At 44.3% G+C, this 18,397-nt stretch carries 13 protein-coding genes; 8 read left to right on the forward strand and 5 right to left on the reverse strand.

Going from position 1 to position 18,397, the window contains the following annotated elements; all coding sequences use genetic code 11:
• Nucleotides 1-26: 26 nt before the first annotated feature.
• Entirely contained in the window at nt 27-509 is a 483-nt protein-coding gene (locus tag LC454_RS14240) for a DUF4199 domain-containing protein (RefSeq protein WP_223583164.1), read from the reverse strand.
• Nucleotides 510-840: 331 nt separating this feature from the next.
• Here LC454_RS14240 and LC454_RS14245 point away from each other — a divergent pair, with 331 nt between their 5' ends.
• On the forward strand, nt 841-1,434 hold the full coding sequence (locus LC454_RS14245; RefSeq protein WP_223583165.1) for a YdeI/OmpD-associated family protein: 594 nt from the start codon (nt 841-843) through the stop codon (nt 1,432-1,434).
• A gap of 168 nt (nt 1,435-1,602) precedes the next feature.
• On the opposite strand, the gene LC454_RS14250 is transcribed toward LC454_RS14245, so the two are convergent.
• The 3 genes from LC454_RS14250 to LC454_RS14260 all read right to left on the reverse strand — a co-directional run bounded on the left by LC454_RS14250 (nt 1,603) and on the right by LC454_RS14260 (nt 5,631).
• Complete coding sequence (locus tag LC454_RS14250; RefSeq protein ID WP_223583166.1) at nt 1,603-2,241, reverse strand: isochorismatase family protein; 639 nt, start codon at nt 2,239-2,241, stop codon at nt 1,603-1,605.
• A gap of 286 nt (nt 2,242-2,527) precedes the next feature.
• Entirely contained in the window at nt 2,528-4,162 is a 1,635-nt protein-coding gene (locus LC454_RS14255; protein WP_223583167.1) for a UxaA family hydrolase, read from the reverse strand.
• Nucleotides 4,159-5,631: a tagaturonate reductase gene (locus LC454_RS14260; protein WP_223583168.1), complete on the reverse strand. Its 1,473-nt coding sequence runs from the start codon at nt 5,629-5,631 to the stop codon at nt 4,159-4,161. Before LC454_RS14260 ends, LC454_RS14255 begins: the two co-directional genes overlap by 4 nt.
• 291 nt (nt 5,632-5,922) lie before the next feature.
• Between LC454_RS14260 and LC454_RS14265 the strand changes: the two genes are divergently transcribed.
• The 7 genes from LC454_RS14265 to nagA are packed head-to-tail and all read left to right on the forward strand — an operon-like array spanning nt 5,923 to nt 17,295.
• Entirely contained in the window at nt 5,923-9,006 is a 3,084-nt protein-coding gene (locus LC454_RS14265; RefSeq protein ID WP_223583169.1) for a SusC/RagA family TonB-linked outer membrane protein, read from the forward strand.
• 11 nt (nt 9,007-9,017) lie between these two features.
• Complete coding sequence (locus tag LC454_RS14270) at nt 9,018-10,565, forward strand: SusD/RagB family nutrient-binding outer membrane lipoprotein (protein WP_223583170.1); 1,548 nt, start codon at nt 9,018-9,020, stop codon at nt 10,563-10,565.
• Between the two features lie 13 nt (nt 10,566-10,578).
• On the forward strand, nt 10,579-12,591 hold the full coding sequence (locus LC454_RS14275) for an alpha/beta hydrolase family protein (RefSeq protein WP_223583171.1): 2,013 nt from the start codon (nt 10,579-10,581) through the stop codon (nt 12,589-12,591).
• A 5-nt stretch (nt 12,592-12,596) separates the two neighbouring features.
• Nucleotides 12,597-14,030, forward strand: a complete 1,434-nt coding sequence (locus LC454_RS14280; protein WP_223583172.1) for a Gfo/Idh/MocA family protein — start codon at nt 12,597-12,599, stop codon at nt 14,028-14,030.
• Between the two features lie 22 nt (nt 14,031-14,052).
• Complete coding sequence (locus LC454_RS14285) at nt 14,053-14,784, forward strand: glucosamine-6-phosphate deaminase (protein ID WP_223583173.1); 732 nt, start codon at nt 14,053-14,055, stop codon at nt 14,782-14,784.
• Nucleotides 14,785-14,793: 9 nt separating this feature from the next.
• Nucleotides 14,794-16,107: a sugar MFS transporter gene (locus LC454_RS14290; RefSeq protein WP_223583174.1), complete on the forward strand. Its 1,314-nt coding sequence runs from the start codon at nt 14,794-14,796 to the stop codon at nt 16,105-16,107.
• 3 nt (nt 16,108-16,110) lie between these two features.
• The gene (nagA, locus tag LC454_RS14295; protein ID WP_223583175.1) at nt 16,111-17,295 is read left to right on the forward strand and encodes an N-acetylglucosamine-6-phosphate deacetylase; all 1,185 of its coding nucleotides are present in this window, start codon (nt 16,111-16,113) and stop codon (nt 17,293-17,295) included.
• Here the strand turns inward: nagA and LC454_RS14300 are convergent, their stop codons facing one another.
• Nucleotides 17,296-18,315, reverse strand: a complete 1,020-nt coding sequence (locus LC454_RS14300; RefSeq protein ID WP_223583176.1) for a LacI family DNA-binding transcriptional regulator — start codon at nt 18,313-18,315, stop codon at nt 17,296-17,298.
• Between the last annotated feature and the right edge of the window lie 82 nt (nt 18,316-18,397).

The raw sequence follows: 18,397 nt of genomic DNA on the forward strand, positions 1-18,397 counted from the left end.
TACATTTAAAAATTCTGGTTAGGGGATCATTTTTTTGTACGAATGAAAATCATCGCAATGACTGTCGTGACAGCACCGAAAATGAAAGCAAAAATAGTGGAATTAATGGCATAATTCTTATAATTGAAATTCGCCTCCGCTTCGGCCGTTGTTTTGTAATAGCCTATTTCGACCGATCGTTTGATGACGTTGGGGAAATACTCAGGCGTGATGACATAAGAAATAATCCATTGTGTCAGCGGGCTTAATAAAGCGATAATAACAGAAAGTACTAGGCCCGAAATTAATCCTTGGATATAGCTCATATTGCCATGGTAGAAATTTTTCTTCTTATCTTTCAGTGCCAGAACCATAAATAGAATTGCCGGGATAGCAAAAAGATTGGTCAGGTAAAGGTGATAGTCAATATACTTGCCATGGAGCCCACACATTTTTTCTAAGAGCATCCACGCTAAAGTCATCAGTGTGAAAAAAATAGCCCATTTGATCTCAATTTTAATATTTTTCATAATGCTCAGTTTTAGATGGTATCTTGTTATTTCTCTGGAAAATCATCAATAATCGGTTTATTAAATATACTATTAATTCGGCTACAAATAACGAGGTTTTATCCGTTTTTTTGCAGTACCTAAATTGACTAAACTCCGGTCAAAAGCGATTCATCTCCGAAGTAATCCTGTAGAAATATTCCGTACTGACAAACTGTTGTCTTTTGTTTTATTAATTTTATGTACCAGCAATAGGGGGGGCGGGTTGACAATGCAATAAAATGCTGCACCTTGTAGAAATATATCTGTGGGGATAATCTGTCGAGAGCTGGAAATAATAAATAAACCACAAATGAATAAGATACAACAGATAAAGGAAGTGCAGTCCATCAGTATTCATACACAGGCGGAATGGCGACAGTGGCTAATGGATAACCATCTTGTGGAGAAATCCGTGTGGATTATCTGTCATACAAAGAATTCGGGGCAGCCGGCTGTAGCCTGGAGTGAATTGGTGGATGAAGCATTATGTTTTGGCTGGATTGATAGTACAAGAAAAACAATTCAGAAAGGCTCTTTTAAGCAGTTATTCAGCAGACGTAAGCCCAAGGGAACTTGGTCCAAAGTTAACAAGGAAAAAATAGAGAAGCTTATAGCCAGTGGGCAGATGACTCAAGCAGGACTGGAAGTAATCCGGATGGCCCAGGAAAACGGCTCGTGGTACGTTCTTGATAGCGTAGAGGAACTGTTTATTCCAGAAGATCTGGACAGTGCATTGAAGAGCTATCCCGAGGCTGAAGCATTCTTTACCGGTTTGAGCAAATCAGCAAAGAAAATGTTGCTGCAATGGATTGCTTTAGCGAAACGTCCCGAAACCCGGAACAAACGGATCGCGGAGATTGCTGAACAGGCTGCCTGTCAAATGAAACCAAAGCAATTTCGATAATTTTAATGATTAAATAAATATATTATTATTTGTAATTATTCTAAATAAGACTTATCTTCGAGACGACATAAGCACTTAAATTTGTTGTTTCATAGGAAGACTAGTCGTGAGATTAGTCTTTTTTTATTTAGACTGCCGTAATTTTTACGACAGTCTAATGTGTGGTTATTATTTATTCTCAAGTGCCACTTCCTGTGCTTTGTAGTAACTTTCAATCAAGGCCTGGTAATTTGGCATGACCATGGAAAGTGCTTTGGCATATTTCGCAGCATCCTTGTGTTGCCAGCTTTTTAATACCTCACTGATAACAGCAGTAGTTGTGATTGGGATAACTCCTGCCAGCTGCAGTCTTGCAAGAGTTACCTGAGTCGATAGCGGGCTCATATCGCCAGAGGCATCAATGACCGCAAATACCTCATAACCTTCGGCGATCGCTGAAATAGCAGGGAAGGCAACACAGACACTGGTCAGTACTCCCGCAATCACTAATTTTTTCTTCCCGGTATTCTTCACTGCTTGAACAAAAGCCGGAGTATCCCAAGCATTAACCTCACCAGTACGGCCAACATATACAGCATGCGGCGCATGCTCATGGATTTCAGGCATTAATGGTCCATTGGGTCCCTTGGGTTCTGATGCAGTTGTGATGACCGGAATATTTTCTACAGCAGCAATTTGGGCTAGTGCCACGACATTGTTTCGTAATGTAGGTACTTCGATATCTTTGACTGTTTGGAATAGACCACTTTGATGGTCGATCAGTAAAAATGCGACATCATCTGCATTGATTCTTGTTGTAAGTGCCATGATTTTAAAATTTTAATTTGTATAATAAATCTTTGGTTAAAGGTAGGCACGGTATTTTTAGTGGAAAATGAAGCAGATTAAGCCTAAGACTTAATGTACCTTAAGTTTTAAGGAATGAACTGTTTCGAAAGAAGCCGTTTACTAGGAATGCACTCTGGTCCGGAACCAATGGGACACTCCTTCATGCCGTACGTAAGTATGCAAATGGGAGAATTTAGCTGCGGTTAGCGAATCATAAGTCTTCTCAAGCGGATATTAAAATAGTTCTGTTTGATGGAAAGAAGACTTAAAGGCTCACGCCACGTTTCCAAGGAATAAAATCGTCCTGTCGAAGTTGTACTGCTTTAGGAATGATTTTTCCGCTGGCTGCCAAAATACAATATTCAAGGATTTCTATTCCCATTTGCTCAATTGTCTTCTGGCCTTCGATAATGGCTCCTGTATTGATATCGATGATATCAGACATGTGGGTGGCTAGTCGATTGTTGGTGGCTATTTTGATCGTCGGGCAGATTGGATTGCCTGTCGGTGTGCCTAGACCTGTAGTAAATAGCATGAGGGTTGCTCCAGCGGCGGCTTTTCCTGTCGTTGCTTCCACATCATTGCCAGGGGTGCAGACAAGACTGAGTCCAGCTTTGTTTGCCGGTTCGGTATAATCCAGAACAGCTATTACAGGTGAAGTACCTCCTTTTTTTGCAGCTCCATTGCTCTTTATGGCGTCAGTAATAAGGCCATCCTTAATATTCCCAGGTGAAGGATTCATATGAAAGCCGGACCCAGCCTGTTCAGCTGCAAAGCTGTAGTCACTCATCAGCTTTATAAATTTATGAGCGGTTTCTGCATCTTGCATGCGGTCGATGAGCTGCTGCTCGGCCCCGCAGAGTTCAGGAAATTCGGCCAGGAGAACCTTGCCTCCCAGAGCAACCAGAAGATCCGAGCAGTAACCTACTGCGGGATTGGCAGAGATGCCGCTGAAGCCATCGCTACCACCACATTTGACGCCAAGGGTAAGTTTGCTGATTGGTTGTGGTGTTCGTCGCAGTTTATTGGCATCGACCATGCCAATAAATGTTTCTTTAATGGCATGCTGCATAAGAGCTCTTTCACTTCCTATTTGCTGCTGCGAAAATACAAGCAACGGTTTGTTAAATTGGGGGTTGCGATGGAATAGTGCAGCGCGAAAGTCTTCGACTTGTAGATTCTCGCAGCCTAGGCTCAATACAGTAACACCAGCAACATTGGGATGATCCGCATAGGCGGCTAATAAATGGGCAAGTACAGTTGCGTCTTGCCGGGTTCCCCCGCAACCACCTTGATGCTGTAAAAATTTAATGCCGTCAACGTGTGTAAAAACACGTGCTTCATGTTGCGTGTTTTCGGGTGATAGATCCACTTGCTCTAGGTTTTCAATAGAATCATAAGCGCGCAATAGAGCCCGAGTATAATTTTTATATATATTGGAACTGCCGTAACCCAGTTCTTCCTCCATGGCCTGCCGGAGGACATCAATATTTCTATTTTCACAAAAAACGGTTGGAATACATAGCCAGTAGTTCGCAGTGCCTACACGACCGTCTGCACGGCGGTAACCCATAAAATGTCGATCTTTGAATGAGCTGACATCTGGTGGTGTCCATTGTTGTGAAAATCCTCGGTATTGAAAAGAATCCACAGCATGTTGGGTATTGGCAGTGTCCATCAGACTGCCTTGTGTCACATCTTGCGTTAAACGGCCAACGACGACACCATACATCAGGACCTCTTGCCCAGCTTTCAGGTCCTCTATAAAAAATTTATGTTTGGCCGGAATATCATTATGGAGGTAATACGTGTTGGATCCGTTTCTTACGGTAGTCTGTGCGTATAAATCCCTCAGTGCGACAATTACATTGTCTTTGGGATGTATTTTAAGTGTATTCATACTGTTTGCTGTTCGAAAAGATAATCAACTATGGTGCTGCGTAGTCCCAACTGTTTAATACGTTGTAAAATTTCACTGACCATGCAGGCAAGTCCAGAATAGTTTAGGAGAGACTCACCCCAGATCTGCTGGTCTGCTAGTAAGGATGGAATAGGATCACGCTGTTGCAGATGTAATTGTACTGCGCTGCGGTAATCGTCATGAAAGTCGTTTTCTTTAGTAGTCTGCTGCATCAGCAAAATATAGGCTGCAAAGCCGATGGCGACCCCTGTGGGGGGAGCTTGATGCTGGCCATACCAATAAGGCAGTATAGGAAGCACACGGGTCTTGATCTTACTGCTGAATTGTATGGCAATGGAAGTCCATTGATGGGACAGAAATGGATTTTTGAAACGGTCAATGACGGTATGGGCAAACTGGTCAGCTTCTGTAGTTAGAATTCCTGTTTGCAGTAGGCTAGGGCCAATTTCCTTGAAAAGGATCTGACGGATATAACAGTCCAGGACTGCATCTGTAAAGAATGTTTTGACATCTGCAATACCGGAAAGTATAGCCAGCCCACAGCAGAGTGTATGAGTCGCATTTAACAGGCGGAGCTTAATCTCTTTGTACTTAGCGATATTTGGAACTATTTTGATCGATGGATCCAGGGCTGCAAAAGACAGCTTGTTGTGTACAACAATGCTATCCGATTCGATGGCCCATAGCCGGTAGGGTTCTGCCATTATCGCAAGTGAATCCACATAAGGCAGTGTCTCTGGGGCTACCTTATTGAGGACAATCCGGTCTACTAACGAATTACAGAAGTAGTTTGCTTGATCAACCCAATCGATAAAGGTGTCTTCAAGTTGTTGCTGATGACATAAATTGAGGATAATATCTTTAAGTACAACAGCATTGTCTGTAATGAGTTCGGTAGGTATAATGACCAACCCTTTGGTCGGATCCGCATCGAAATGCCGATAACGAGCATATAGGTAAGCAAGTATTTTAGCGGCAAGGCTTATTGGAGGACTGTCATGGATTGTACCTTCGGAGCCGACAATACCAGCTTCGGTGGTATTGGAAATCAGGATCTCCATTTCGGGAGATCTGGCGGTCTTTAAGATTTCATGCCATTGTTGCTGTGCAGACAATACGCGGGAAATAGCAGCATTGACCTGTCTAGAGACGATATGCTGTCCATCTTCGTACCCCTGTACAAGTAAAGTATAGAGCGAATTTTGCTGTTCAAAGGCTGTTGTACTGCCTTGATCGGTCGACTTGACGACTAAAATGCGGCCTTGAAAGATGCCAGCGAGATTGGCTCGGTGGATATAGTCGTCAGGTAGGCCACGCAAAAGGGCTCCAGTGCCAAATTGGATCACCCGTTCAGGTAGTGTCAATAGAGACAGCTCGGGGATATCGACCCATGTGGGATCTATAGCGTTCAGCTGCTTCCAAGATAATGTGGCTTTATTATTTTCCATTGTTCGTTTTTTTAGCGCGGCAATCGGGTTTCGATCTGATTTACAATTCTACTGTTTATTATGAAAAACAACAATGGAAATCAATGGTAACGTTATCGGTCCGATTTGCTCTGATCACACTGTCAGAAAAGTTTTGTTGGTCGTTTGAACGCTTTATATAGACGGCGGATTTTCGGTAACGCTACCGCTACTTTATTCGGGCAATCTGTTGGATTTCTTTCTCCAAAGGTCTTTCTTTGGGTATAACGCAATGGAAATAAACTAAAATCCAACAATTTAAATCGATAAATTATGATAGCTCGTATCGACAGTAAACATTTGTTTTTTGTGGGGCTAATTGGCTGTTATTTCTTCCTTTTTACCAAGGGAGCTCATGCACAGCCAAGCACCCGGACAGGAAAGGTGATCAGCACGACGGATCAGAAACCGCTACTGGGAGTGACGGTGCTAAACCTCAGCACGCAGCTGGCGGAGCACACAGACCAAGAAGGTAATTTTAGTATCAGGGCTGCGGTGGGGGATAGACTCAAGTTCTCTTTGATCGGGTATAAATCGGCGGAGTTGCCTGTGACGGCAGCAGGCTTATTGACCGTTGGCCTTGCACAGGAGAATTTTACCATCGATGAGGTTGTGGTAACAGCACTTGGTATCAAACGGGAAACAAGAGGACTTACCTATGCAACACAGCAGCTTAGTGGCAGTGCCGTTAATGACGCTAGGGACAATAGCGGGAATATCATGAGCAGTCTCACGGGTAAAGTGGCCGGTGCTGTTATTACCACTGCCGCCTCCGGTCCCGGTGCTTCAGCACGGGTGGTTCTCCGCGGTAACAAATCCATTTCAGGAAATAATAATGCCCTGATCGTTGTCGATGGCGTACCATATGACAATTCAAGTGCACAGCAGGCAACTGGTACGACCTATAACTACGGTACCAGTGATGGTGCTGCCAATATCAATCCGGATGATGTGGAATCCATCAACGTACTCAAAGGTCCCTCAGCAGCGGCGTTGTATGGAAGCAGAGCTGCAAACGGGGCAATTCTGATCACGACCAAACAGGGAAAGTCAGGACGATATACGATAGATTACAACGGAAGTGCCTTCTTTGATCAGGTCAACCTACTTACCGAGTTTCAAAATACCTATGGCCGAGGAAATGGTGGTGTCAGCGGGACAAACATCGGGGAGAGTTGGGGACCAAAGGCACAAACCTATAAAAATAATGTTAAGGACTTCTATGAAAATTCGGCAACTTTCAATAACAGTATCAGCACCTATGGTGGTACAGAGAAGCTGCAGGGATATGTTTCCTATGCCAACAACAAAATCGGCGGGATTATCCAGGGTAACTCACTTAAACGTAACAGCCTTAATCTGCGCGTCAATACGGAGCTTATTCCCAAATTGAAAACGGATGTCAAACTCAATTATGTCAATCAGCAGATTGACAACCGGCCACGCCTGGGGGATATGGGGATTCCTGTTGAAGCCTATATTATTCCACGGGACATGGATAAAAATGAACTGATGGATTATGAGACCATCGATCCCAATACAGGTCAGCCCCTACGTAAATACTGGTCTGGATCGGCCATTTACGATAATCCTTATTGGAGTATCAACCGTACATCTGTCAATGAAGTACGTGATCGCATTACAGCACTGGGTTCGGCGACTTATCAGCTTAGGGACTGGATCAGCATCATGGGCAGATATAGCTTTGATAAATATATTGATAATACGGATGGTTCCTTTTTTGCGAGTACAGTATCTGTTGGCGATGTGCGCAAAGGGGGGAAATATTATGAGACCAATGCCCGGTACCAAGAAAGTAACCTTGACTTTCTGATCAACGGTAAAAATCCGTTGACAGAACATATCGCCATTACCTACAATCTCGGGGCTAGTACACTACGTCGGAAATACAGTAGTTTTCAGAATATGGCCAATGGTCTATCCATTCCAAATGAGTTTAGCCTGAAAATGGCAACGACGCCTGAGTTTTTAGCTATAGCAGGCTACGAGCGCCGCCTCAATTCCGTTTATGCCAGTACACAGCTATCCTTTGACAATACTATTTTTTTGGATATGACTGCCCGTAATGACTGGACTTCAACATTGAAAGCACCGCACAGTTATTTTTATCCTTCTGTTGGTATGTCTGCGATATTCAATGAGTTGTTACAGATGCCTGCTTGGGTCAATTTTGGAAAAATTAGAGCATCTTATACTCAGGTTGGTAATGATGCTGATCCGTATCTGCTCAGACAGCTTTATTCATTTGGATTGGGAGCCGGAAATGGATTTATTTCCCGTTCGCCGATTAAAGCTATTCCAGACCTAAAACCCGAATTGACCAAGTCATTTGAAGCAGGTCTTGATATGAAATTCTTTGGAAACAGACTAGGTTTTGACCTGACTTTGTACAAAAGCAATACGGTAAATCAGCTACTCTTTCTGGGGCTGCCTATGGCTAGCGGTTATAGCCGGCAATACATCAATGCAGGGGATATTGAAAACCGAGGACTTGAGCTGCAGCTGATGGCAACGCCTATAAAAAGCGAACATTTTTCTTGGGAGACGACGTTGAATTTTGCCAGTAACACCAACAAGATAATCGCATTGCACGATAAAACAAAACGAGCCAATATTACCGACAATAACAGGTATGCCACAGTTGTGGTAAACGAAGGAGAGAAGTATGGTGACCTCTACGGTTATGCTTGGAAACGTGATCCACAGCGTGGAAAATTTGTGGTAGATGGTAGTGGGCTGCCGGTGGTAGAAGCGAATCAAAAATTAGGTAACTTTAATCCCAAGGCTTTATTGGGTTGGTCCAATTCCTTTTCATACAAGGGTTTTACGCTCAATACATTAGTGGATGCAAGAATTGGAGGAGAAATAGTCTCAGGAACTTCAGCCTACCTCGCAGCCTTTGGTGTAGCAGACTACACCTCAATGTATCGCGAAGGTGGTCTCGTACTGGATGCTGTGGATGCCAATGGTGCCGCCAATACACAAGCCATCACCGCACAGCAGTTGTGGACACGTGTATCGCAAAATGGCCGGGATGGTTGGGGTGAGTTTTTTACTTATGACATGACTAATGTGCGGCTCCGGGAATTGTCCATTACTTATAGGTTGGACTTAAAGAATACCTCGGTATTCAAGAATGCTGGGCTATCCCTAACAGGACGTAACCTCTTTTTCATCTACCGCGGAAAATCCAAACTGGATATACCGGGCATTGGGAAGACAAAAAACCCGATAGACCCCGAGGCTGCGCTGGGAGCTGGCAATTATCAGGGTGTGGAAGTTGGACTACCACCGTCGGTACGGACATTCGGGCTAAACTTAAAATTAACCTTTTAACAGTTGTAAACATGAGAAGAAACATGCTATATGGAGCTTTGCTAGGATTGAGCCTTATTTCTTGCAGCAAAGATTTTGATCGGATTAACAGCGATCCCAACAACATCACGGTGATCACACAGCGTGAGCTGCCCTTTATGTTTGCAAAAGCACAGTCTTCGGCTGCGTTGAACCGTTCTTTTTACCAAACCGTACAGAATCTTGGCGCCGATCTATATGGACAGTATTTTGCATTGACAACTAATTCTTTCAGTACGGATCGCTACCTGCTGACACCTGACTGGCAGCGGAGATTCTGGACTGTGGTGTATGTTGATACCGCGCCGCAGCTTAAAAGTATTATGGATAATACCGAGTCTGGTACAGGGGAAGCGGCACTCGCGAATATTATGTGGGTATATGCCTTTCACCGCTTGACTGATCATTTTGGTCCGATCCCTTATTTTGCAGCAGCAGAGGCTCGCGATGTCATTCCTTACGATCCGATGGATAAGATCTATGCAGATTTTTTTACTCGTCTTACGACAGCGGTAGACCAGCTGAAAGCCCTGCCTTCGGGCACAACAATCTTTCAGGGATATGATCTAATGTATAACGGAAATGTTGAAAATTGGATCCGCTTTGCGAATTCCATGCGCCTCCGGCTCGCTCTTCGGATATCAAAAGTAGATCCCATAAAGGCAAAGTTTGAAGCTGAAGCTGCGGTGGCAGCAGGTGTGATGACCAGTAATGGTCAAAATGCCACCATGCTCAAGTCACTCTCGGGCAACGATACCAACGGTCTGTCGCAGGTGGCTGTTTGGAACGAATTTTCGATGAGTTCAACGATAGCCTCATATCTCAAAGGCTATGAAGATCCAAGATTGGGTATTTATTTTCAACCCAGCTTGAGTGGAAAAGTCTTTAACAGTGTGCGTAATGGAGCTATAGCCACCGATCTTGGGCAGCCAAGAAATCAGTCGAGAGCCAATTCCAATGTGGGTACCTACTGGGTGCGGTACAATGGCGAAGTGCTCGAAGGTAATTTTACACAGAATTTTCATATTATGTGCGCCGCCGAATCGTTTATGCTGCGTGCGGAAGGCGCTCTGAATGGTTGGAATATGGATGGTACAGCACAGGTGCTCTACGAACAAGGAATACGTCTGAGTATGGCGCAATGGGGTGTCAATGATGAAACAATCATCCGCAATTACCTTTCCTCAACGAATAGACCGACCGCTCCGGGCGATTACCATAATTCTCCAGCAGTTGCCGTAACTCCAATTAAATGGAGCGGTACGGAGGCTGAACAGCGTGAACAGATTGGTGTACAGAAGTGGCTTGCAATCTATCCCAACGGTATGGAAGCATGGGCTGAATATCGTCGTTCAGGATACCCAAAGATGTATGCGGTGCTACAGTCCGACAATCCCGACCTGCCGGCTGGAACATTTATCAAGAGGTTGCCTTACCCTTTGACGGAAGTGACAGACAACTTTGCCGAATTGACAAAGGGTCGTGCCTTGCTCGGTGGAGCGGATAACGCCGCAACTAAACTTTGGTGGGACGTGGATTAAGGGTTAAATAAGGATGAATTTTAAACTATATACAGTCACGCTTATGATGACATTCGGACAGCAGGTAGCTGCACAGACAGTCCTACCGGAAATACTATCCATCCCAAAGGACATTGATCCGCTCAAGGAATTAATCGAAAGTCAGGCGGATGAACTCTTGTATAAACTGCCGATGGATCGTATTGTAGACCCTGGACAACTCTTAAATCAGATTCATACCAATCTTCAATTGGGTAACAGCGACGATAGTGATCTCGATATGCGGGTTGTTGCTAGCCTGGACTGTGGTGGCTATATGGTATATAATCTGATCTTTCAAAGTCTGCCGGGCGTATACGTCCCAGCCAACCTCTATGTTCCCAAAGGGCAAGGACCTTTTCCAGCGATATTAAACAGCCACGGTCATTGGGCACCGGGACGTCGTAGTGAAATCGTGCAACGGACATCTCAAATACTAGCAAGCAATGGCTATGTATGCCTTAGTATCGATGCTATGGGGGCGGGGGAACGTGGACGTCGGCACGAACATGAATATCATGGGGCCAATCTGGGGTCATTATTACTGGATATGGGGACACCCCTAATGGGGATACAGCTGCAGGAAAATAAACGTGCCATAGATCTGCTATGCAGCTTGGATTATGTGAATAAAGAGCAAATTGGCGCTACTGGTGCCAGTGGTGGTGGCAATCAGACCATGTGGCTAACAGCAATGGATGCTCGCGTCAAAGCTGCTGTCCCGGTAGTCAGTATAGGTACCTTCCGCTCTTATATTATGAATAGCAACTGTGTCTGTGAGTTACATCCTAATGGCCTGCAGTATTTTGAAGAGGGGCAGCTCTTGCAGGCGATGGCTCCTAAGGCTGTAAAGATCATTACAGCCCTAAAAGATGGGAACGCCGCATTTAACGTTCATCAGATGCTGAAGTCGTATCGTCTTGGCAAGTTAGCATATCAACAACAGGACTCGGCAGATCGATTAGCGTATGAATTATTTGATGAGTCGCACAGCTATACAATTGAAATGAATAAAGCTATGCTCTCTTGGTTTAATAAAAGCTTTAATTATCGTCAGTCCTTACCAATTGAGCTAAATGCGGTACATATGCTCGATACCAGTCGTTTGTCGGTGTTGCAATATGGGATTAAAAGCGAAAAAATAATGACGATACCAGCCTTTGTGAATAGGGAGTTCAAGCTAGCTGAAAATAAGTTAATCGTCACTAAGGGGCGGAGCACAGAAACCTATCTGCAGGAGCTCCGCCTGCTGCTCTCCAAGGTCGAATCGGATCGACTGCTTTCGGTAAGAACGTTATTACCTGAGGCAGGATGGCGACGAATTATCCTCGAAACGGCTCAGCGGCAACTGATTCCGCTGCTCGTTAAGGAGCCTGCTGGAGGAGGGAAGATAATGCACGTGTTATTCCCCGATCAGGGCAAACAGGGACTTAATCTTACGGAAATTGAACAGATGGTCGCGAGGGGCGAGGGCATTGCGATCATAGATCTCTTTGGCCTCGGGGAGCGAGCTTCAGCCAGTGGCGAACATATTGATGGGGCGCTACCTCGTTTTCATACCATCTCACGTTCAATGCTTTGGATGGGGCAAACTATGATGGGAATATGGGCCAACGAGATTACGCTTGTAAGTAACTATCTGCAGCAGCATTACGGTAACCATAAGCTGATTGTTCATGCCTATCGCGAAACTGCTTTGGCAGCCTTGATCAGCAGCGACTTATCGCCACAACAACGGATACTGCAGCTCCGGCGATTGCCCGCCAGTTACCTGCCAGATATGACCGGCAGTCTGGAAAATTTCAACATGGCCGTCCATATTCCTGGAATTTTAAAGTGGGGCGATATACCCTTGTTGTTGGCATTGAGCAGGGAAGATATTAATGTGGATGAGCTGATGCCCTGGAGTGGTAAAAGCTGCCCAGAAAAGGATAAAAAGCAATTATTGAATAAGGTAAATGCGTATAAAAGAAAGTTTAACATTGGAGGAACTCTCCAGATCAATTAGTGACCATGGGAACAAATAGAAGATCATTTTTAAAATTATCTGGTCTAGCCGGTTTTGGACTAATAACCGGTTGCACCGCACAGGAAAAGGAAACCTCGGGTACTAAACTCGATCATATCCGGCTGGAAGCATCTAAAAAATATAACAGCATTTTTAACATGTCGGGCTATGCCGCACCCAAAATTGAAACTGTACGCGTGGGTTTTATTGGTGTTGGAAACCGGGGCTCGGTGGCGGTAGAACGAATGAGCCAGATTGCTGGTGTCAGCATTAATGGTATCTGTGACATCAGGCCGGAGAAAGCCCATGAAGCCAAGGAGCGGATTAAGACGTCAGGGCATGTTGCCACAATTTATGCCAAAACTGGAGAAGATTGGAAAAGGATGTGTGAATCGGATCAATTTGATCTGATCTATATTGCTACACATTGGAGCATGCATGCTGATATGGCGATCTATGCCATGGAGCAGGGTAAACATGTCGCACTCGAGATCCCTGCGGCAATTACGGTGGAGGACTGCTGGAGATTGGTGAGAACCTCCGAAGCAACAAAAAAACATTGTGTGATGCTCGAAAATTGCTGTTACGACTATTTTGAGCTATTGACGCTCAACTTGGCAAGACAGGGGTTTTTCGGTGATATCATCCACTGTGAGGGAGCTTATATCCATGATATCATGGACAGCCTTTTTGATGAGAAAAAGCGATACGATTTTTGGCGGCTCAAAGAAAATGCTGCTCGAAACGGAAATCTATATCCAACCCATGGACTGGGGCCGATTTGCCAGATACTTCGGATCAATCGTGGCAACAAAATGGACTATATGAACTCAATGTCTTCAAAGGACTTTATGCTTAATTCCAAAGCAAAGGAAATGGCACAGGTAAATAAGCAGTTTGAAAGTTATGTCGATAAACCTTTCCGTGGAAATATTAATGTGTCGAACATTATGAACTCAGACGGTAGTACGATGATGCTGCAGCATGACGTAAGCTCACCGCGTCCGTATTCGCGTATTCATCTGGTGAGCGGTACAAAGGCGTTTGCTCAAAAATATCCATTGCCTGGAAAGATCGCCATAGGGCATGATGATTTTTTAGGAGCAACGGAGATGGCTGAATTGGAAAAGAAGTATGCTCCTGGTATTATCACCAAGATCGGCGAGCTAGCAAAAGCAATTGGTGGTCATGGGGGGATGGATTTTATGATGGATTGGCGATTGATCGACTGTCTTAGAAATGGGCTTCCGGTCGATATGGATGTCTACGATGCCGCAAGCTGGAGTGTTATCGGCCCATTGAGCGAATGGTCTGTGGCTAATGGCTCCCAGCCGATTGAAATACCAGATTTTACAAATGGCCTCTGGAAAGATAATCTGGTACATGATATCAACTTAACAAAAGGTGGAACAACACAAGTATTGAAATCAACTAAATAAATAAATAAATAAATAAAATCAAGTGAACTTAAAAACTTTTAAAACACGCGAAGAACTGGGTTTGGAGGCTGGAAAGGCCGGAATCGAGGCTATTAAAACTGCAATAGCGGAAAATGGTGAGGTAAATATTATTCTGGCGACAGGACAGAGCCAGTTTGAAACTTTGGCAACGCTTGTAGCGGCGACGGATATTGATTGGGGCAAAGTACGGATGTTTCATCTGGATGAATACATCGGTATTCCGGTAACACATAAAGCAAGCTTCCGTAAGTATTTGACCGAGCGCTTTCTTAATCTTGTAGCCCCTTTAAAAGAGGTCGTGCTCATTAATGGAGAAGGGGATCCCCAAGCTGAATGTGAACGTCTCGACAAAAAAATCGGTGCACATCCCATCGACGTTGCCTTTGTCGGGATAGGCGAAAATGGACACCTAGCTTTCAACGATCCGCCTGCGGATTTTGATGCCAGTGGAGCTTATCTGGTAGTAAACCTTGATACACAGTGCAGGCAGCAACAGCTGGGGGAGGGATGGTTTGCATCGATTGACGAAGTTCCTGCTCAGGCTATCAGTATGTCTATTCGACAGATTATGTTATCCCGAAAAATTATATGTGCCGTACCAGATAGACGAAAAGCAGAGGCGGTGCGGAACTGCCTCTCCGGGACGATCTCGAACTGGCATCCTGCGAGCATATTACAGCAACACACGGATAGTACTTGCTATCTCGACAAAGAATCAGCTTCTTTACTATAATCCGCTGCGATGACATCAACTGCTTTAGATCGAAAGACAACATTGGTATCCATAGGGATCATAGGACTGATGTTCTTTATTTTTGGATTTGTCTCCTGGGTAAATGCGATACTGATTCCTTATTTTAAAATCGCATGTGAATTAAGTAATTTTCAGTCGTATTTGGTAGCGTTTGCGTTTTACATTTCCTACTTGTTGATGTCGATGCCTGCATCTTATATATTAAAGAAGCTGGGTTATAAAAATGGGATTATGGTCGGTTTTTGGATTATGGCAATGGGAGCATTGTTATTCGTCCCGGCTGCTTATGGACGCACATACCTTATTTTTTTAGTGGGTCTGTTTACTTTGGGTACCGGATTGACGGTGCTGCAAACTGTCGCTAACCTGTATATTACACTGATTGGTGAAAAAGAGCGGGCAGCACAACGAATCAGCATGATGGGGATCTGTAACAAAGGAGCCGGAATATTGGCTCCGCTGATCTTTTCATATGTTATCCTGCGGCCTCAGGACAATACGCTTTTTAATCAACTGGAAGCAATGGATGAGGTGTCACGTGTCATCGCGTTGGATGAGTTGATTTTACGTGTCGTGTGGCCTTACACTGTCGTAAGTGGGGTGCTGTTTCTGATCGGGGTATTAGTCAAGTTTTCCATTCTCCCAGAATTGGATCAACAGGAAGCCACTATAGTGGATGGACAAAGGATAAACAAAAAAGGAATCTTTCAGTTCCCACACCTGGTACTTGGGGCGCTGGCAATTTTTTTGCATGTGGGAACGCAAGTCATTGCGATCGATACCATAATTAATTATGCCGGATCGATGGGGTTATCCCTGTTGGAAGCCAAAGCTCTGCCATCTTATACATTAACTGCTACGATCTGTGGATATCTCTGTGGTATTGTGCTAATCCCAAAGATTTGCAGCCAACGACTCGCGCTTAAATTTTGTACGATCCTTGGGTTAATGCTGGCGTTATTAGTTTGTACATCGCATGGCTCTGTCTATTTTTTGAATAAAGATTTGGATATTTCGGTTTGGTTCATCGTACTGATCGGGCTACCCAATGCCCTGATTTGGGCTGGAATTTGGCCCCTAGCATTGGAAGGCTTGGGAAGTTATGCAAAACAGGGGTCTGCATTGTTGATTATGGGACTGAGTGGGAATGCCGTATTACCGTTGCTGTATGGATTATGGGCAGATGCTGTTGATGTAAAGTCTGCCTATTGGATATTGATACCTTGTTTTCTATATTTAGTTTTCTATGCATTCAAAGGCCATAGGTTACGCACATGGAATATATTTAATAAACAAAATTGAGCTATGCTAACGATTACAAACGCTAACATCATTACACCCAATCGCATCATTGAAAATGGAACAATAAGGATTGCTGAGGGAAAAATTGTGGATATCGCTACGCAGCGAGTTTCAGCGGAAGAGCAGCCAGGTGAATGGCTGGATGCCAAGGGGCTTTTTTTGTCCCCGGGATTTATTGATATCCATGTGCATGGTGGTGGTGGTGCCGATTTTATGGATAATACGGTTGATGCTTTTCTAAAAGTTGCACAGACACATGTCTGTTATGGTACCACAGCGATGTTGCCGACGACACTGACCAGTGAGCCAAGTGAGTTATTGGCTTTGTTTGATACCTATATGGAGGCTTTAAACCGCAACGTGCACGGCTCGCGCTTTTTGGGGTTGCACTTGGAGGGACCTTATTTTGCGATGAACCAGCGAGGGGCACAGGATCCACGTTATATTCGAAATCCAGACCCGAATGAGTATCTGCCTATTCTCGAGCAGTATCATCATCTGATTGCACGATGGAGTGCCGCACCTGAACTTCCGGGGGCGCTTGATTTTGGACAGAAAGTCCATGACTATGGAATTTTACTGGCCCTGGCTCATACAGATGCTATCTATGAAGAAATCCTCCCAGCAGTCGAACACGGCTATCGGTTGGCAACTCATTTGTATTCGGGAATGTCTGGAATGACACGACGGAATGCTTATCGTTATGCTGGGGCAATAGAGAGCTGTCTGCTCCTAGATGCTATTGATGTCGAGATTATCGCCGATGGTGTTCATTTGCCAGAACCCTTTTTAAAATTGATCCATAAAATCAAGGGTGATGATAAAATCATTCTGATTACAGACGCCATGCGGGCCGCAGGTATGCCCGAAGGAAAAAGTATATTGGGAAGTCTTACTGGTGGAATTGAAGTTATTGTTGAAGATGGTGTTGCTAAACTACCTGATTACTCTTCTTTTGCTGGGAGTGTCGCTACCGCCGATCGGCTAATCAGGACTATGATCAATATGGCTGGTTTAGATCTTATAACGGCCATAAAGATGATGACGCTAAACCCTGCAAGATTACTTGGCTGCGACGATCGTATGGGTGCGATAGATATCGGCAAGGATGCGGATATTGTTCTGTTTGATCAAGATATACGGGTACACTATACTTTTATATCCGGCAAATTATGTTATAAAAATTAATTAGGTGATCTTGTTGATCACCGAATCACGAACCACCAGTTTTCCGGGGAGTATAATATCCTGAATTTCGAAGTCTTTATTTTTTATGTGACGGATCAGCAGGGCACAGCTACGTTTTCCGATATCAAAGGCGGGTTCCTCTATGGTGGTCAGATTGGGTTCGACTACGGTGCAGATGGGGTCATTTGTAAAACCAATAACGCTGATATCAATACCTACGCGCAAGTTGTGTTTTTTGATGCACAAGATTGCACCTACAGCTTTGCGGTCATTGGCAGCAAAGATGGCGTCGGGACGCTGAGGTAGTGCCAGTAGTTTGGTTGTATCCTCACTGCCGTGAATTTGCGAGAAACCGGAATGTACGATCAGGTTCTCTTCCAAAGGTCTGTTGCACTGTTTCAATGCTTCAATATAACCGTTGAGCCGCTGTTGTGTAAATTTGAGGTCTTTCGGACCAGCGATATGGGCAATACGGTTGGCGCCATTTTCGAGTAGAAATCTTGTTGCCTGAAAAGCGCCCGCAAAGTCATCCTGTACAACTTTTGATGCTACGATATTATTTGGGACCCGGTCGAAAAATACAATAGGTAGCCCTTTAGCCATCAGTCGTTCAAAATGTCCGTTGATATAGGAATCCGAAGATATGGAGACTAGAAGTCCGTCGAGGCTACTGGTCGATAGGTTTTCCAGTAGGCTCTGCTCACGGGCCATACTATCGTTGGTGACATAAAGAATGATATTGTAATCCTGTTCATAGGCTTCCTCCTGAATACCTGAAATAACTGTCGAGAAATAATAGTTGGTAATAAATGGAATGACAACGCCAATATTTTTTGTTGAACCTGAGGCTAATGCCGCTGCATTTTTGTTGGGCTTAAAATTAAGTTCCCTGGCCAGTGACAATACTTTCTGACGTGTTTTGGGGTTGACATCATGCGTGTCTCGAAACGCTCGTGAAACAGTGGAAACAGAAATGCCAAGCATTTCAGCAATATCCTTGATGCCGATGGGATTTTTCATAGATAAAAGGTTGGTTCGAATTATTCGATTTACAATTTACTAAAAACAATTTATATATGATTGTGATATATGATATTGCCCT

Source organism: Sphingobacterium sp. GVS05A (genome assembly GCF_019969845.1).
Lineage (GTDB): Bacteria > Bacteroidota > Bacteroidia > Sphingobacteriales > Sphingobacteriaceae > Sphingobacterium.

What these genes read in the sequence shown, in the direction of transcription:
- LC454_RS14245 (WP_223583165.1), top strand. Translation starts at nt 841, where the DNA reads ATGAATAAGATACAACAGATAAAGGAAGTGCAGTCCATCAGTATTCAT.
- nagA (WP_223583175.1), top strand. Translation starts at nt 16,111, where the DNA reads ATGCTAACGATTACAAACGCTAACATCATTACACCCAATCGCATCATT.
- LC454_RS14265 (WP_223583169.1), top strand. Translation starts at nt 5,923, where the DNA reads ATGATAGCTCGTATCGACAGTAAACATTTGTTTTTTGTGGGGCTAATT.
- LC454_RS14275 (WP_223583171.1), top strand. Translation starts at nt 10,579, where the DNA reads ATGAATTTTAAACTATATACAGTCACGCTTATGATGACATTCGGACAG.
- LC454_RS14240 (WP_223583164.1), bottom strand. Translation starts at nt 509, where the DNA reads ATGAAAAATATTAAAATTGAGATCAAATGGGCTATTTTTTTCACACTG.
- LC454_RS14250 (WP_223583166.1), bottom strand. Translation starts at nt 2,241, where the DNA reads ATGGCACTTACAACAAGAATCAATGCAGATGATGTCGCATTTTTACTG.
- LC454_RS14280 (WP_223583172.1), top strand. Translation starts at nt 12,597, where the DNA reads ATGGGAACAAATAGAAGATCATTTTTAAAATTATCTGGTCTAGCCGGT.
- LC454_RS14290 (WP_223583174.1), top strand. Translation starts at nt 14,794, where the DNA reads ATGACATCAACTGCTTTAGATCGAAAGACAACATTGGTATCCATAGGG.
- LC454_RS14270 (WP_223583170.1), top strand. Translation starts at nt 9,018, where the DNA reads ATGAGAAGAAACATGCTATATGGAGCTTTGCTAGGATTGAGCCTTATT.
- LC454_RS14300 (WP_223583176.1), bottom strand. Translation starts at nt 18,315, where the DNA reads ATGAAAAATCCCATCGGCATCAAGGATATTGCTGAAATGCTTGGCATT.
- LC454_RS14260 (WP_223583168.1), bottom strand. Translation starts at nt 5,631, where the DNA reads ATGGAAAATAATAAAGCCACATTATCTTGGAAGCAGCTGAACGCTATA.
- LC454_RS14255 (WP_223583167.1), bottom strand. Translation starts at nt 4,162, where the DNA reads ATGAATACACTTAAAATACATCCCAAAGACAATGTAATTGTCGCACTG.